Genomic DNA, 16,456 nt, shown 5'->3' with positions numbered 1-16,456 from the left:
TAGCCTGGCCCCCAGGGAATCTCGACACGCCGCTGTAGCGGGCCCGGGCTGGCTGCAGCGTGTGGCCGTGGACGATGGGACCAGGCTCGTCATCCGTTCGATACGGACAGAGCCGCGAAAGTGTCTGGCGGACAGTCGCATTACCGATCCGCCGGCGCCTGATCGCATTCGCAGGATTCAGAGGGCGAGTTCGGTGAGGATTTCGCGGAGGGTGGATCGTTCGGCGGGGGTGAGTCGGGCGAAGAAGTCATCGGACTCGCGGGTTCTGGCTTCGGAGAGATCGGTGAGGATGCGGCGGCCGGGGTCGGTGAGCGTGACGAGGATCGCGCGGCGGTCGGTGGGGTCGGGTTCGCGAGTGACCAGGCCGGATTTCTGGAGGGCGTCGACCACTTCCGTGGCCGAGCGGGGGGTGATACGCAGTGCCTCGGCGATGGCCGAGAGGCGTAGGCCGTCGTGTTCGCCGGTGACTCGCAGGGCGCGGGCCTGGTGTGGGGTGAGGCCCAGCGGGGCGTAGGCGGCTGCCCAGCGTCTGCGCAGGGTTCTGGCGACCTGCATGAGCAGGTCGCTCTCGTTGTCGGGCATAAACCGGCCTCTCTATATGTTTCCACTACCAGATAGTGAGGTAACCTCAGCATTACAGCACAACCCGGAGGGGGTTGCACATGGAAGACACTCCCCGCGGCCGCACCCGCCGCACCGACCCTGCCGACCGCGCCCAGCTGCGCGAATCCCCGGTTTCCCTGCGCCGCGTCGCCGCGCTCTTCGCGCCGTACCGGGCCCAGCTCGCCCTGCTCACCGGCCTGATCGTGGCGGCCTCGACCGTCGGCCTGGCCTCGCCGTTCCTGCTGCGCCTGGTGATCGACGAGGCGCTGCCCCGGCAGGACATCGCCCTGCTGCTGTGGGCGGTGGGCGGGATACTCGCCGTCACCGTGGTCACCGCGGTGCTCGGCGTCGGGCAGACACTCATCTCCACCACCGTCGGACAGCGGGTCATGCACGCCCTGCGCACCGAGGTGTTCCGGCATCTGCAGCGGCAGTCGCTGGCGTTCTTCACCCGCACCCGTGGCGGTGAGGTGCAGTCGCGGCTGATCAACGATGTGGGCGGGATGCAGTCGGTGGTCACCAGCACGGCGACCTCGATCGCCAGCAATGTCACCACCGTGGTGGGTATCGCGGTGGCGATGGCGGTGTTGTCGTGGCGGTTGTCGCTGCTGTCGCTGGTGGTGCTGCCGCCGGCGATCTGGCTGACGCGTCGCGTCGCGCTGCTGCGCCGGGAGATCACCGCGCAACGGCAACGTCGCCTCGCCGACCTGCACGGTCAGGTCGAGGAGGGGCTGTCGGTGAGTGGCGTGCTGCTGGGCAAGACCCTGGGCACCGGGCCGCTCGCCTCCGCGCACTTCGCCGAGACCTCCGGCGATCTCGTCGGCCTCGAGGTGCGGTCCCAGCTCGCGGGTCGCTGGCGGATGGCGACGATGAGCATTCTCTTCGCCGCGATCCCCGCGCTGATCTACCTCGCCGCCGGTTTCCCCGCGACCAGCGGCGGCATGACGATCGGCACCCTGGTCGCCTTCACGAGCCTGCAGTCCGGGCTGTTCCGACCGCTGATGAGCCTGCTCAATGTGGGTGTCGAGATCACCAGTTCGATGGCGCTGTTCAGCCGGATCTTCGGGTATCTGGACCTGCCGGTCGACATCGACGAGCCCGCCCGGCCGGTGCGCCTGGACCCGCGTGACGTGGTGGGCGAGGTCCGCTTCGAGGACGTCGGCTTCCGCTACGACGCCGACGGACCGGATGTGCTCGACGACGTCTCGCTGGTGGTGCCGCCGGGGACGACCCTGGCGCTCGTCGGTGAAACCGGTTCCGGCAAGACCACTCTCGCGTCCCTGGTCGCGCGCCTGCACGACCCGACCCGCGGCAAGGTCACCATCGACGGCATCGACGTGCGCGATCTGGAACTGGGCACCCTCGCCCGCGTCGTCGGCGTCGTGTCCCAGGAGTCCTACCTGCTGCACACCACCATCCGCGAGAACCTGCGCTACGCCGCCCCCGCCGCCACCGACGCGGAGATCGAACGCGCGGCCCGCGCCGCCCAGATCCACGACCTCATCGCCTCGCTCCCCGAGGGCTACGACACGGTGGTCGGCGCGCGCGGCCACCGCTTCTCCGGCGGCGAGAAACAACGCATCGCCCTGGCCCGCACCCTCCTGCGCGACCCCCGCGTCCTGATCCTCGACGAGGCGACCAGCGCCCTCGACACCGAAACCGAGCGCGCCGTGCAGGCCGCCATCGACGTGGTCGCCCAGGGCCGCACCGTCATCACCATCGCCCACCGCCTCAGCACCATCCGCGACGCCGACCAGATCGCCGTCCTGCACCAAGGCCGAGTAGCCGAACTCGGCACCCACCCCACCCTCCTCGACAACAACGGCCCCTACGCCCACCTCCACAACACCCCAACCCCCCTGGCCGCCTGACCATGGTCGGGAATTTCGACAGCCGGTCAGCTCTGGGCGGCCTTGCGGTAGCCGCGGACGGCTAGGCCGCCGAAGATGGCCAGGCCGGCCAGTGACCAGGCGATGGTCTGTAGTAGCGGGGTGGTGATGGGGCCGCCGAGGAGGAAGGCTCGCATGGTGTCGATGGCGGTGCTCATGGGCTGGTAGCGGACGATGGGCTGGAGCCAGCCGGGGTAGTTGTCGACCGCGACGAAGCCGGAATTGAAGAACATGCCGACCAGGACGACGATGGCGAAGATCTGGACGACCTGGCCGCCGATCTTGCTGACACCGACCATGACGACCACCGGCGTGAAGCCGATGATGACGATCACCGGCACGGCGAGCACGCCGAGGACCCCGAGCAGACCGGCCTCGAACCGCAGGCCCAGCAGCACGCCGACCAGCACGACGACGATGGTGGCGGCCAGGGCGCGCAGGCATTCGGCCAGCAACCTGCCGACCAGGCCCGCGCTGCGGTGGATCGGCAGCACCCAGAACCGGCGCAGCAGCCCGCTCTCGCGTTCCCCGAACAGCGACTGGCCGGTGCCCATCGCGCCGTACATGGTGCCTGCGACGGCGATCATCGGGACGAAACCGTAGATCGGTTCGTCACCGCCGCCCATCTCGAGTGTGCGAGAGAGCACGAGCTGGAACATCAGCAACAGCAGGACCGGCAGCACCAGGGTGCTGGTGAGCACCTCGTGCTGACGGCTCCAGCGGCGCACCAACCTGCCGGTCTCGGCGAGGCTCTGGTCGATCAGCGTGGTCACCGACGCTTCCTTTCCACCAGGACGGCCAGCACCGCGCCGCCGATCAGCATGGCGGCGATCCAGATCGCCGACACCGTCAGTTCCGCCGGATACCGCCCCTCGGACAGGCCGCGCAGCGCACCCGCCACCTGGGAGACCGGCTGGTTGCGCACGAACGGCTGGATCCAGCCGGGGAAGCCCTCGGCGGGCACGAATCCGGTGGACACCATCACCAGCAGCAGCTGCGGCACGAACAGCACGGTCGCACCCAGTTCCGGATTACCGGTGACGGTGCCGAGCGCGTCGGAGGCGATCACCAACGCCGCACCGAAAGCCAATGTGAGCCCGACGAACACCAGCGCGGGCACCAGCCCGTGGAACCGGAAGCCGAACAGGGTGCCGATCACCAGCGCGCCGATGAGCGCAGACAGCGCCCGCACGAGGTTGGCCGACATACGTGCCAGCGGCGGCACCCACGAGCGCACCGGCAGCGCCCGCAGCCGGGTGCCCATGCCGCCGGAGACCTCGCGCGCGGCCCGGTCGGCGGCGAACATGGAGGTGAAGAACATCGACTGCACCAGGATCAGCGGCAGCAGGTACTGCGCGTAGTCGATCCCGGCCGCTTCCATCGACTTGCGCAGCGGCACATAGAAACAGATGAAGAACACCAGCGGCGAGGCGAAGCCGAGCACGAGGTCACCCTCACGCACGGCCGCGCGAATTCCCCGCTCGCTCAGCGCACTCCACTGCTCAACCGGCGGAACCCGCACCGGTCCCGGCGAATTCGCCGCCGTCATGCGACCGGCGCCTTGTCCTCGGACGGCGTGGTGAGCTGGATGAACACCTCGTCGAGCGAGGGCCTGCGCAGCGCGATGTCGATGAGTTCGATCCCGGCGGCATTGACGCGGTCCAGCGCCGCGGTGAGGGTGGCGGCGCCGTCGGGGGCGGGCAGCGAGACACGGTCGGCGGATTCGGGGACGGTGGTCTCGCCGAGGCCGCTCAGCGCGGTGACCAGCGCGGGCACGTCACCCGCGGCCACCGGGACGACCTCGCAGTAGCTGGCGCCCGCTCGGGCCTTGAGCTGGTCGGCGGTGCCCTCGGCGATCACCGTGCCCTTGTCGACGACGATGATGTTGTCGGACAGGACGTCGGCTTCCTCGAGGTACTGGGTGGTGAGCAGGATGGTGACGCCCTGGTCCTTGAGTTCGCGCACCAGCGTCCACAGGCTCTGCCTGCTCACCGGGTCCAGGCCGGTGGTGGGCTCGTCGAGGAAGACCACCTGCGGCTGACGCACCAGCCCGCAGGCGATGTCGATACGCCTGCGCATGCCGCCGGAGTACTGCCCGACCCGGCGATCGGCCGCCGCCACCAGGTCGAAGCGCTCGAGCAGTTCGTCGGCCTTCGCCTTGGCGGGCTTGCGGCCCAGGCCCATGAGCCGACCGAAGAGCACGAGATTCTCACGGGCGGTGAGCATTTCGTCGAGCGCGGCGTACTGGCCGGTGAGCATGATGGAAGCGCGCACCTCGTCGGCCTGGGTGACCACGTCGTAGCCGGCCACGGTGGCGCGGCCCGCGTCGGGCCGGACCAGGGTGGACAGCACCGAGACGGTGGTGGTCTTGCCCGCGCCGTTGGGGCCGAGCACGCCGAGGACGCTGCCCGCCGGGGCCTGGAAGCTGATGCCCCGCAGGGCTTTCACCTCACCGAACGACTTCTCGACGCCTTCGACGGCAATCGCCGCACTCGATGTCAACGCAGTTCTCCGATCGTGATGGTAGCGAGAATCCTGGGCGTCACCGAGACACCGAGCCCCCCTCGTGACTTTGGTAACGCTAACCTAATGGTTCACTCGGTGCGAGACCCACGTCAGGTCCGCAACAGCCCGACGACCTCGTCCAGCGAGGCGCCACCCATGATCGCGGTGACCGGCAGTTCCAGACGCAATTCGTTCTCCACCCGCTTGCGCAGGTCGAGGGCTTGCAGGGAGTCCAGACCGAGGGCGACCAGCGGCACGGCGCCGTCGATCGGCTCGGTGGCGTCCAGGCCCATCACCTCCCGCAGGGCGAAGCGGACGCGCTCGGCGGTGTCGGCTTCGGCTGCGGGCGTGGGGGTTTCGGCCACGGGAGCGGCGACGGCCACCGGTTCCGGGGCGACCTCGATGACCGTCTCGGGCACCTTCAGGTCGGCGAACAGCGCACCGAGCCCGAACGCGGTGAACACCTCGGTGATTCGCGGCCAGTCCGCCGCCACCACGATGACGTTCTCCGCGACGGTGGTGATGCCCGCGGCGACCGCCCCGGCGGGGTCCATCGGTTGCAGGCCGGTGCCGCTGATGGCGGCCAGCGCGTCGGCCTGGTCGGCGCCGACGGCCCGCCACAGCCCCCACTGGACCGAGCTGGCCGCGATGCCGTCGGCGCGGTAGCGCGCGGCGGCGGCGTCGAGCATGCGGTTGACCGCCGAGTACACCGCGTGACCACGCCCGCCGACGGTGGCCGAGAGCGAGGAGCACAGCAGCACGCGGCCCTGGGGGCTGCGCGGCAGCAGGGTGACCAGGTGGTCCAGGGCCACGATCTTGGGCGCGGCGGCCGCGCGGATGGACTCGGGCGTGGGGTCGGCCGAGGCCGCGTAGTCGACGGCGGCGTGCACCAGCAGGTCGATCTCGCCGAGTTCGGCGGCCAGCGCGCGCACCGCGTCGGGGTCGGTGACATCGCCGGTGAGCACGCGCACCCGCGTGCCGCCCGCCGCGAGCTCGGCGATCCTGGCCTGCGCGTCGGGCGAGCCACCGGAGCGGCTGATCAGGGTGACCCTGCCCGCGCCCGCCCGCGCGAATTCCGCGCAGAAGTCGAGGCCGAGTTTGCCGGTGCCACCGACGATCACGACCTCGCCGAGTTCGGCGTCGGTCAGGCCGGTCACGACCGACTCGTCGGCGACGAGGCGCTTGCCGTACCAGTTCGATTCCCGCACAGCCAGTTCCGGCTCACCGGCGGTGTGCACGGCACCGAGGACGAGCTTGGCGGCCTGCTCCCCCGCGTCGGCGGGCAGATCGAGGTGCCGGAAGGCGATGCCGGGGTATTCGGCGGCCAGGCAACGGAATCCGGCCTGCGCGGCGGCGGGGAACAGGCCGGGCAGATCGCCGTCGACCACCTGCTCGCCACCGGTGGTGACCAGCCAGATGTCCTCGACACCCGAGGTCTCCGGCAGCCAGGACCGCTCACCGAGGAATTCGGCCAGCGCCGTGACGGCCGCGTCCACCTCGTCCGCCACGGTGGGCAGCAGAACGGCGACGGTGTCGTAGACCGTTCCGGCGCTACTGGTTCCGTGCTCGTGGTCGACGATGGTCGCGCCGTGCCGGGGCGCACCCGCACGCAGCGCCTCGACCAGCTCACCGTGCGTGCCCGCGACATCGACCACGGCCAGCGCGCGCGGCCGCACCAGGCTGCGGCGCGGCAGGTGCACCCACTGCTCGGTGATGCGCGGCACCGCGACCGGCTCCGGCTCGGCGGGCAGCTGGGCCGTCTTGCCGGTGTAGTCGTGCGGGGCCCACAGGTGCTTGTCGTTGGTCTGGGTGTTCGGGAAGTCGAACAGCGGCAGGCGGGTGGTGCGCGGGCCGTCGACGAGCAGGCCGTCCCAGTCGAAATCGGTGTTGTTCACCGCGATCTGGGCGATGCTGCGGGTGAACTCGGCCAGGTCGGTCGCGGTGCGGCGGGAAGTGCCGGTGACGAGGTAGTCGCGCTTCGGGGCGAGGGTGGTCAGGTTCTCCTGGACGGCCAGCATGAGCGTCGGGTGGTCGGCGATCTCGAGCAGGGTGTCGACGCCGTACTCGGCGGCGGCCGCGATGGCCAGGTCGAAGCGCACGCGATTGCGCAGGTTCCAGTACCAGTAGTCGCCGATGGGCAGGTCGGTGGTGATCGACTTGCCCAGCGCGCCACCGAAACTCGGCACCGAGGTCTCGGCGAAGGCGGGGCTGTCGAGCTGGCCGACCATGCTGCCGCACAGGATCTCGCGGAACTTGCTCACGATGGAGGTGTGCGCCGGGTAGGCGACCTTGATCTCCTTGGCGAAAACGCCGAGGGCGGTGAGATTGTCGACGGTTTCGGTGATCATCGGGCGCTCGCCGGAGATGGCCAGGATGTGCGCGGAGTTCACCACCGACAGTTCGGCCCAGCCGGAGTTGCGGGCCAGCAGCGCCTCGCACTGGTCGCGGTCGACGCCGAGCACGGCCATGGAGTAGGCGCCCGCGATGCCCACTTCCTGGCTGACGGTGCCGACCAGCTGGGCACGGATGGTCACCACGCGCACGCCGTCGGCCAGCGGGATCAGCCCGGAGACGACGGCGGCGGCGATCTCGCCCTGGGAGTGGCCGACGGTGGCGGCCGGGTGCACGCCGACCGCGCGCCACATGGCCGACAGGCCGATCATCTGCATGAACAGCGCGGGCTGCACGATGCGGACGTCGTCTTCGAGGTCGCCGTCCTCGTGCAGCAGGTAGGCCAGCGGGGAGATGCCGTAGAGGTCCTGGAAGACCGCTTCGCACTCGTCGACGGCGGCGCGGAAGGCGGCCGAGTGGCGGTAGAGCATCAGGCCCATGCCGGGACGCTGGCTGCCCTGGCCGGGGTAGACGTAGCCGATTTTGCGCGCAATCGCGGTGCCGCGCATGAGCTTCGGATGTGAGGTGCCCTCGGCGACGGCGGTCAGCGCGGCGAGCAGCTCGGCGCGGTCGGTCACCGTGATCAGGGCGCGGTGCCTGCGCGCGACGCGGGTGCGCAGCAGCATGTCGGACACGGGGCCGGGTCCGAGGTCGGGGTGCTGTTCGCAGTAGGCCAGGACGGCGGCGCCTTCGCGGCGCAGCGAGTCCTCGGTGTCGGAGGACAGCAGCACCGGGATGGTGCCGTCGGGCAGACGATGGTCAGACATGGGTCACCTCTTGGGCGGGCATCGCCACGATGGCGTGTGCGTTGGTTCCGGCGACGCCGAAGGAGGACACCGCGCCGTAGCGGACGCCGTCGACGGGCGCCCAGTCCTGCAGTTCCTGGGCCAGCCGCAGGGTCGAGGCGTCCCAGTCCACCTTCTCGGTGGGGTTGGCGGTGTGGCGGGTGGGCGCGATCTGCCCGTGCAGGCCGCTGAGCAGCACCTTGATCAGGCCGAGCAGTCCGGCGGCGGCCTGGGCGTGACCGAGATTGGACTTCACCGAACCCAGCAGCGGGGTGCCCGCGCCGTAGACGCGTTGCAGCGCCGAGAGTTCCAGTGGGTCGCCCACCGCGGTACCGGTGCCGTGGCCTTCGATCATGCCGACCAGTTCGGCCGGAATCCCCGCCGCCGCCACGGTTTTGCGCATGAGCTGTTCCTGGGCGTCGGTGCTGGGCACCGCGATCGGGGCGCCCTTGCCGTTGTGGTTGACCCGGGTGGCCAGCAGCTCGCCGTAGATCCGGTGGCCCAGTTCCTCGGCGCGCGAGCGCCGTTCGAGCACGATCACGCCCGCGCCCTCGCCCCACAGGGTGCCGGTGGCGTCGGCGGAGTAGGGCTTGCACTGGCCGTCGGTGGACAGCGCGTTGGCCTTGGAGAACTCGAAGAAGCCCGCGGGCGAGCCGAGCACGCACACGCCACCGGCCAGCGCCCATTCGCAGTCCCCCGCGCGGATGGCCGAGGCGGCCAGGTGCACCGCCGCGATCGAGGACGCGCAGGCGGCGTCGACGGTCATGGTCGGCCCGACCAGGCCCAGGCCGTGCGAGATGCGTCCCGAGATGGCGCCGTAGGCGCTGCCGGTCGCGCGATAGCCGGTGTGCTCGTTGACCTCGGCGCCGTGCGGCCCGTAGTCGGTGTGTGAGGCGCCCATGAAGCAGCCGACCTCGGCGCCGTCGAGGCTGCCGGGGTTGATGCCCGCGTTCTCCAGTGCCCGCCAGGCCACCCGCATGGCGACGCGCTGCTGCGGGTCCATGGCGACGGCCTCGCGCGGACTGATCCCGAAGTAGCCCGGGTCGAACTGCGCCGCCTTGTCGAGGAAGCCACCGGCATCGCGCACGGGACTCCAGCCCTCCTGGCGGCCCGCCGCGAACATCTGCGCCAGCGGCCAGCCGCGATCACGCGGGAACGGCCCGAGCAGATCGCGGGATTCGGCCAGGGCCGTCCAGTAGCCGGTCAGGGTCTCGACGCCACCGGGTGCCTCCACGGCCATCCCGCTGATGACGATGGGATCGTGCTCGCTCATCGGGTACCCACCGTCAGGCCGGTGCCCAGCAGTTCGGCGATGTCGCCGACGTGGTCGTGCAGGTAGAAGTGCCCGCCGTCGAACATGCTCACTTCCAGGGGGTGTTCGGTGTGCTGCTGCCAGGAGTAGAGGTCGCCGATGGAGACGAACTCGTCGTCGCTGCCACCCAGCGCCAGGATCGGCGCGGCGACGGTGACGTCCTTGGCGCAGACGTAGGCGTCGAAGGCGGCGTAGTCGGCCTTGAGCGCGGGCAGGGCCATGCGCATGAGGTCGCGGTTGCCGAGCACGTCGGCGCCGGTGCCCTCCAGACCCGCCATGTGCTCGAGCAGTTCGTCGTCGTCGGTGGGGTGGTTGGGCATGTCGGCGACCTGCCAGGGCGCGACGGCGCCGGAGACACCGAGCAGCCGCACCGGCAGCCCGGCGGCCTCGGCCAGCCGGGTGAACTCGAAGGCCACCATCGTGCCCATGCTGTGCCCGAAGACGGTCAGCGGGGCACCGCTCGCGGCGAACGGGGTGCGGGCGTACTCGTCGAACGCGCCGCGCGCGAGTTCGGCGATGCTGCCCTTGGCCGGTTCGGCGGCCCGGTCCTGTCGGCCGGGGTACTGCAGCAGCACCACGTCGAAGTTCTCGGACAGTGCCTTCGAGAAGGGGCGGTAGCTGGACGCGCCGCCGCCCGCGTGCGGGCAGATCACCAGTGGTGGAGCGCCCGCGGTGCGCGGTCGGTGGAACTTGCGGAGCCAGCCGGGTGAGCCTGCCATTACCTGTTTCTCCTAGCTAGTGCGGCGGTCACTGCCACATTCGTCTCATCGCCAACATGGCCGCGTCCTCGTCACCGAGGACCTCCGTCGCGCCGATGCGGCGGTCGAGGTCGCCCGCGAGCGCGCGCAGGGTGTTGGTGAAAGCGGTTTCGATGATCTCGGCGTCGCCCGCGTCGAAGGAGTCCTCGGCGTAGAACACGACCACCTGCCACGGTTCACCCGGGAACAGCAGATCCGCGGGGAAGACCATGACCATCAGCGCGTTGTCGGTCGCTCCGCGGCCGGCGAAGTCCACCAGTTCCAGTTCGCGTACGCCGAGCAGGCGCACCAGTTCGTCACGGCCGGACGGGTAGGACTGGAACACGAACATGCTGTCGAACAGCTTGCGCGCGCCCGTGGCCTTGTTGGCTGTGGTGAGCCGGAGCTGGTGGTGCTCGAGCAGCTCCATCCGCCGCCGCTGCATCTCGGTGACGGTCTCGCGCCAGCTGCGCCGGGCATCGAGGTCGATCGCGACGGGCACCGTGTTGACGAAGCAGCCGATGGCGGTGTCCACGTCGTCGAGGTCGGCCGGGCGGCCCGAGACCACCTCGCCGAACACCGTCGACTCCTCGCCGGTGACCCACCGCAGCACACTGCCCCAGGCCAGCTGGCACAGCGCGCTGAAGGTGGTGCCCAGTTCGGCGGCGCGTTCGGTGAGCGCGTCGGCCAGTTCCGGTTCGATCGGGAACCGGTGCTGCACCGGCACTTCCGAGCCGCCGGTGGCGCGGTCGGGGGCGACCAGGCACGGGCGCACGCCGGACAGGTACTCGGTCCAGGCGGCTTCGGTGGCCGCCTCGGTGGCGCGGGTGTGGCGCAGGAACTCGGCGAAAGTGCCCGGGTCACCGAGGGGTTCGATGCCGTTGTCGGCGTAGTCGGCGAAGATCTCGCGCGGCAGCAGCTGGCCGGACCAGCCGTCGGTGAGGATGTGGTGCGAGGCGAGCACCAGCATGTGCTGGTCCTCGGGCAGGTGCACCACGGTGGCGCGCATGAGCGGACCGCGGGCGAGGTCGAAGGGCTTGGCCTGGTCGGTGTCGAGGAAGTTCTCCAGCTCGTCCGCGGCCAGGGTGATCTCGTCGACCTGGAAGTCCAGATGCTCGGCCACGATGGCGTAGGGCTGACCGGACTGCGCGACCGACACCGCGATGCGCAGGTTCGGGTAGCGGTTGAACACGGTGTTCAGCGAGCCGGTCAGCCGGGTGACGTCGAGTGCGCCGCGCACGGTGATGGTGGTCTGCACGGTGTAGGCGTCACGACCCGCGGTGCTCAGGGCGGTGAAGTACAGGCCCGCCTGGAGCGGGGCCAGCGGGTAGACGTCCGCGAAGCGGCCGTACTGCTTCTGCCAGCGGTCCAGGTCGGACTGGGAGACCTCCCTCGCCAGCACGTCGCTGGGGGTGAGGCGGGCCGCCGGGTTCTCCCGGACGGTCTTGGCCAGCTCGCGCAATGCGGCGGTCCACAGCGCCGCGAACTCGCTCACCTCGGCTTCGGCGAGGACACCCGTCGGGTAGCGGAACGACGCGCGCAGGGCGGGCTGTTCGCCGGTCTCGACCACGGCGACGGTATTGATGTCGAGCACGGCCGGGGCGGGCATGACCGGGTCGGCATGGCCGCCGAGGTAGCCGAATTCCGGTGCGGCGTCCCAGGCGGTGGCGTCCTCGGCGCTCGCCAGGGCGAAGCGGCCCATGTAGTTGAAGCTGATCTGCGGTGCGGCGGCGCTTTCCAGCTCGGCGCGGGTCTCCGGGTTCAGCCAGCGCAGCAGGCCCCACGCGATGCCGCCGTCGGGCACCGCGAGCACCTGCTCCTTCACGGCCTGCACCGCGCGGACCATCTCGGGCTCGAATTCCCCACGGCCGCCGCTGATGTCGAGGGCCATCGGGTAGGCGGTGGTGAACCAGCCGACCGTATTGGCCAGGTCGGCGCCCGCGAACAGGTCGTCGACGCGGCCGTGGCGTTCCATGGTGACCGACAGGGTGGCGCCGTCGCGGCCGCGATCACGGCGGAAACGGTGGGTGGCCACGGCGAGGGCGGCGACCTGGATGTCGAGGAAGTCGCAGCGGAAAGCCTGGGCGGCGGTGGTCATCAGGAACTGGGTGTCGTCGGCATCGAGTTCGGCGGTGACCTCCGCGACCGTGGCCACGGTGTCGAGCGCGGGGTCGTAGGCGCGGGTGCCGAGCAGCGGGTCGGCGGACTGGGCCACGGCCTGCCAGGTGGGCAGGGTCGCGGTGATCTCCGGCGACTGGGCCAGCGTGGTGAGATTGGTGTTCCACGCCTGGACCGAGGTGCCCGTGGTGTCGAGATCGGTTGCGCCGTCCCAGTACTGACGGAGATCGTCGTGCAGGATGCGCCAGGAGACGCCGTCGACCACGAGGTGGTGGGCGACCAGCAGCAGGCGTCCGGCGGAGTTGTCGTCGGCGCGCAGCCAGACCGCGCCGACCATCCGGCCCGCGGCGGGGTCGAAGGATTCGGCGATCTCACGCAGGTGCCGCTGGAGCAGATCGCCTGCGGTGGTGTCCCATTCGGCCTCCGGCACCAGCACTTCCACTACGGATGTCTCCGCGGCGGAGACGGCTTCCGGGACGAAGTAGCCGAGCGTGCCGTCCGGGCCGGGCTCGAGACGGGCCCGCAGCAAGGGGTGGCGGTCGATGAGGTGGTGGACGGCGGCGGTGACGCGGGTGAGGGTGGCGTCGGTGGGGGTGACGACGGCGGTGGCCTGGGCGTAGGCGTTGTAGGCGGAGGAGCCGGTGGTGAGCAGGGTGGCGATGGGCTGCAAGGGAATCCAGCCGGTGCCGTCACCGGATTCGAGGAGGGCAGGGCCCGCGGCCTCGTCGAGGGGGGTGGTCGCGGCGGCGATGGCGGCGACCGTGCGGGCCTCGAACAGGGTGCTGGTGGTGATGAGCAGGCCGCGCTTCTTCAGGGCGGAGGCCATGCGGATGGCGCTGATGGAGTCGCCCCCGAGGGCGAGGAAGTCGTCGTCGGCGGCGAGCACATTGTCGATGCCGAGGACCTGCCGGATGACTTCGGCGACAGCGGTTTCCGCGGCACCGCGCAGGGCCCGGCCGTTGCCGGACTCGCCGCCGAGATCGGGCTGCGGCAGTGCCTTGCGGTCGAGTTTGCCGTTGGCGGTCAGCGGCAGTTCCGGCAGCCGCACCAACGCGGACGGGATCATGTAGTCGGGCAGCAATTGCGAGAGCTGGGCGCGGATGGCGCCGGAGTGCTCCTCGGCATTGCCGCCCGCCAGGGCCGAGTCCGGCTCGGCCACGTAGTAGGCAACCAGTACGGATTCGGCACCGCGCGGCACCGCGATGGCGACGGCCGCGGCGATACCGGGCACCTGCCGCAGCACGGTGCCCACCTCACCGAGTTCGATGCGGTGGCCGCGGATCTTGACCTGGTCGTCGACGCGGCCGAGATACTCGAGGCTGCCGCTGGGATGCCAGCGGACGATGTCGCCGGTGCGGTACATCCGCGCGCCGGGCTCGTCGGCGAACGGGCAGGCCACGAAGGTGCCCGCGCTGAGGCCGGGTCGGCGGTGGTAGCCCTGGGCGAGCTGGATGCCGCCGAGGTAGAGCTCACCGGTGACGCCGGCGGGAACGCGACGCAGGTGCTCGTCGAGGACGTGCACATCGGAGTTCCACTCCGGCAGGCCGATCAGCGCCGAACGGAAGGCCGCCGGGTCGGCCAGCGCGCCGGCGAAGTCCTCGTGGGTGATGTCCATGGCACCCTCGGTGGGGCCGTAGAGGCCGAGCACCGTGCCACCGAAGACATGGCTCGCCTCCTCCACCAGCGGCGGCGGGACGGCCTCGCCACCGAGGTAGACGAACCGCATCGACTGCAACCGGGCCGGGTCGGGCCCGGAGTCGAGGAAGGCTCGAACGACGCTGGGCACCAAGGAGATTTGGGTGATCCGGTGCCGTTCGATGATGGCGGCCAGCGCCTCCACATCGGCCTGCCACCACTCCGGCGGTGGCAGCACCGTGGCCGAACCGGTGCACAGCGCGTTGACCAGCTCGAACACCGACACGTCGAAGCCGATGGGGGCCTTCTGGAGGATACGTTCGGCCGTCTCCGGCACCGGCTGACCCAGCACACCACGCGTGCCGACGGGGTCGGGCAGCTCGCCGCTCGCCTCGGCGCTGCCGCCGAAGCCGAGGAAATCGCGCATCCACTGCACGTGGTTGGCCACGGCACGGTGGTTGATCACCACGCCCTTGGGACGGCCGGTGGTGCCGGAGGTGTAGAGCAGGTAGGCGGCGTCGAGCGGGTGGATAGGGCGGGCGGGCTCGACGGCGGAATCGTCGAAAGCGGCCAGCGCGGAACGGATCTCGTCGGTGTGCACATCGATCACCGGGACGGGCAGGGCGCCGAGATCGCGGTCGCGCTCCCCCGTCACCGCGCGCACCAGCAGGGCGGGTTCGGCGTCGGCGAGCATGAACTCGATGCGGTCGGCGGGGTAGCTCGGGTCCACCGGCACGTAGACCGCGCCCGCGCGCAGCACGGCGGCGAACAGCACCGGCAGGTGTTCGCTGCGCTCGGCGAAGATCCCCACCCGGTCGCCGGGCCGCACGCCACGGTCGATGAGCAGCCGCGCGAATCGGTTGACCCGCGAATCGAATTCGGCGTAGTCGAGCTCGGTGTCGCCGAAGACCACGGCGGTGCGCTCGGGGTAGGTGGCCGCGGAGTGGCGGATCATGGCGTCGACGGTGTCGCGCTGGATCGTCACCCGGCCGCCGCGCGACCAGGTGTCCAGGGCCGCGCGGTCACGATCGGAGAGGGTGAGCAGTTCGGTGAGCGGGCGCCGCGCGGTGGCGGCGGCGAGCACCTGGTCGATGTACTCGTGCAGGCGCACGATGGTCGGCTCGTCGAAAAGATCGGTGCGGTAGGTGATCTGGACGTCGACCCGGTCGGCGTGCATGAACGCCTCGACGGCGACGGGCAGCAGGGAGGCGCCGTGATCGGCCAGCTGCCAGCTGGTGCGGGCGCCGGGCAGCTGTGGGCCGTCGATCTTCTGGTGCAGGAACAGCACCATGGTGTCGAACAGGCGCGAGCCGATATTGCCGGTGGCCTTGTTCACCGCCCGGACCACGGCCTCGGCGGGGAAGTGCTTGTGCCGGAAGGCTTCCGTGGTGACGGAGCGGACCTGTTCGACCAGGTCGGCGAAGGTGTCGACCCGGCCGGTGAAGCGCAGCGGCAGCATATTGCTGAGGTTGCCGATCAGCTGGTCCATGCCGGACTCTTCGCGATTGGCGACGGTGGTGCCGACCACGATGTCGGACTGGCCGGTGAGCTGGCGCAAGGCCACGTAGTAGGCGGCCAGGAACACCTGGAACGGGGTCACCCGCAGCTGGGCCGACAGGGCGCGCAGGTTCACGTCGGCGTCGGCGCCCAGCAGCCGGTCCAAGCGGACACCCGCCTCGGAGACCACGGCGGGCCTGCGGTTGTAGGGCAGCGCGAGTTCGGGGACCTCACCGTCGAACTGCCCGGCCCAGAACTGTTCGGTGGCACTGTGATCGGTCTCGGCGAAGCGGTCCTGCTCCCACTCGGCGAAGTCGGCGACCTGCAGGGCCAGCGGCTCGGCGGTGATCTCGCCGGTGAGCGCCTGGCTGTAGAAGCGCTCCACATCGCGCGAGAGCGCGGGCAGGGTCATGCCGTCCCAGGCGATGTGCTGGATCACCAGCACGACCACCACGGTGGTGGCGTCGAGGCGCACGAAGCTCAGGCGCAGCGAGGACTCGGCCGACAGGTCGAAGGTGTCGTGCGCGGCGGCGGCCACCAGCTCGGCCAGCGCGGCGTCGGCCTCCGGGCGCGGGCGGTCGGTGAAGTCGAGCTCGCTGATCCGGGGCGGCAGGTCGTCGTGGATGCGCTGGTAGGGGTTGCCCTGGTCGTCGTTGTGGTAGGTGGTGCGCAGGACTTCGTGGCGGCGCGGGAGTGCGGTGAAGGCACGGCGCAGGGCGTCGTCGTCGACGTGGCCGGTGAAGGTCAGCGCCAGGCACAGGTTGTAGGCGCTGCTGTCGGGCGAGATCTGCTGGTGCGCCCAGACGTAGCGCTGACCGAAGGAGAGGGCGGCGCGAGCGGGGTCCCGGCGCCGGGCCACCTCGGGGGTGGTGTCCAGGCCCTCCTGCGCGAGGCGGGCGCGCATCGCGGCTTGCAGGTCTTCCAGGGATCGCATCTCGGTCCAACCAATCTCTACTGCGGTGATTCGGTACTGCGGTGCCCGCG

At 70.7% G+C, this 16,456-nt stretch carries 9 protein-coding genes; 1 reads left to right on the top strand and 8 read right to left on the bottom strand.

The window, feature by feature from the left end:
* Nucleotides 1-177: 177 nt before the first annotated feature.
* The gene (locus ACWEMY_RS19055; RefSeq protein ID WP_452391094.1) at nt 178-582 is read right to left on the bottom strand and encodes a MarR family winged helix-turn-helix transcriptional regulator; all 405 of its coding nucleotides are present in this window, start codon (nt 580-582) and stop codon (nt 178-180) included.
* 80 nt (nt 583-662) lie between these two features.
* On the opposite strand from ACWEMY_RS19055, the gene ACWEMY_RS19050 reads away from it, so the two are divergent.
* The gene (locus ACWEMY_RS19050; RefSeq protein ID WP_452391093.1) at nt 663-2,474 is read left to right on the top strand and encodes an ABC transporter ATP-binding protein; all 1,812 of its coding nucleotides are present in this window, start codon (nt 663-665) and stop codon (nt 2,472-2,474) included.
* A gap of 26 nt (nt 2,475-2,500) precedes the next feature.
* Here the strand turns inward: ACWEMY_RS19050 and ACWEMY_RS19045 are convergent, their stop codons facing one another.
* The 7 genes from ACWEMY_RS19045 to ACWEMY_RS19015 all read right to left on the bottom strand — a co-directional run bounded on the left by ACWEMY_RS19045 (nt 2,501) and on the right by ACWEMY_RS19015 (nt 16,406).
* A complete protein-coding gene (locus ACWEMY_RS19045; protein ID WP_452391092.1) occupies nt 2,501-3,265 on the bottom strand; it encodes an ABC transporter permease in 765 nt (254 codons plus the stop codon).
* Nucleotides 3,262-4,041: an ABC transporter permease gene (locus ACWEMY_RS19040; RefSeq protein ID WP_452391091.1), complete on the bottom strand. Its 780-nt coding sequence runs from the start codon at nt 4,039-4,041 to the stop codon at nt 3,262-3,264. Before ACWEMY_RS19040 ends, ACWEMY_RS19045 begins: the two co-directional genes overlap by 4 nt.
* Nucleotides 4,038-4,994 carry an ATP-binding cassette domain-containing protein gene (locus ACWEMY_RS19035; RefSeq protein ID WP_452391090.1) on the bottom strand — a complete coding sequence of 319 codons (957 nt, stop codon included), beginning with the start codon at nt 4,992-4,994 and terminating at the stop codon, nt 4,038-4,040. The genes ACWEMY_RS19040 and ACWEMY_RS19035 overlap by 4 nt, the downstream gene beginning before the upstream one ends.
* Before the next feature lie 113 nt (nt 4,995-5,107).
* A complete protein-coding gene (gene nbtC / locus ACWEMY_RS19030; RefSeq protein ID WP_452391089.1) occupies nt 5,108-8,155 on the bottom strand; it encodes a nocobactin polyketide synthase NbtC in 3,048 nt (1,015 codons plus the stop codon).
* Nucleotides 8,148-9,446, bottom strand: a complete 1,299-nt coding sequence (locus ACWEMY_RS19025; protein WP_452391088.1) for a beta-ketoacyl [acyl carrier protein] synthase domain-containing protein — start codon at nt 9,444-9,446, stop codon at nt 8,148-8,150. Before ACWEMY_RS19025 ends, nbtC begins: the two co-directional genes overlap by 8 nt.
* Nucleotides 9,443-10,204 (bottom strand): thioesterase II family protein, encoded by a 762-nt coding sequence (locus tag ACWEMY_RS19020; RefSeq protein ID WP_452391087.1) that lies wholly within the window; start codon nt 10,202-10,204, stop codon nt 9,443-9,445. The genes ACWEMY_RS19025 and ACWEMY_RS19020 overlap by 4 nt, the downstream gene beginning before the upstream one ends.
* 28 nt (nt 10,205-10,232) lie before the next feature.
* Nucleotides 10,233-16,406, bottom strand: a complete 6,174-nt coding sequence (locus tag ACWEMY_RS19015; protein WP_452391086.1) for an amino acid adenylation domain-containing protein — start codon at nt 16,404-16,406, stop codon at nt 10,233-10,235.
* Between the last annotated feature and the right edge of the window lie 50 nt (nt 16,407-16,456).

It is taken from the genome of Nocardia sp. NPDC004415, from assembly GCF_053602435.1.
The sequence above is the reverse complement of the archived record's forward strand: the minus strand, read 5'-3'. Positions and strand labels throughout refer to the sequence as shown.

What these genes read in the sequence shown, in the direction of transcription:
- ACWEMY_RS19020 (WP_452391087.1), bottom strand. Translation starts at nt 10,204, where the DNA reads ATGGCAGGCTCACCCGGCTGGCTCCGCAAGTTCCACCGACCGCGCACC.
- ACWEMY_RS19055 (WP_452391094.1), bottom strand. Translation starts at nt 582, where the DNA reads ATGCCCGACAACGAGAGCGACCTGCTCATGCAGGTCGCCAGAACCCTG.
- ACWEMY_RS19040 (WP_452391091.1), bottom strand. Translation starts at nt 4,041, where the DNA reads ATGACGGCGGCGAATTCGCCGGGACCGGTGCGGGTTCCGCCGGTTGAG.
- ACWEMY_RS19015 (WP_452391086.1), bottom strand. Translation starts at nt 16,406, where the DNA reads ATGCGATCCCTGGAAGACCTGCAAGCCGCGATGCGCGCCCGCCTCGCG.
- ACWEMY_RS19025 (WP_452391088.1), bottom strand. Translation starts at nt 9,446, where the DNA reads ATGAGCGAGCACGATCCCATCGTCATCAGCGGGATGGCCGTGGAGGCA.
- ACWEMY_RS19050 (WP_452391093.1), top strand. Translation starts at nt 663, where the DNA reads ATGGAAGACACTCCCCGCGGCCGCACCCGCCGCACCGACCCTGCCGAC.
- nbtC (WP_452391089.1), bottom strand. Translation starts at nt 8,155, where the DNA reads ATGTCTGACCATCGTCTGCCCGACGGCACCATCCCGGTGCTGCTGTCC.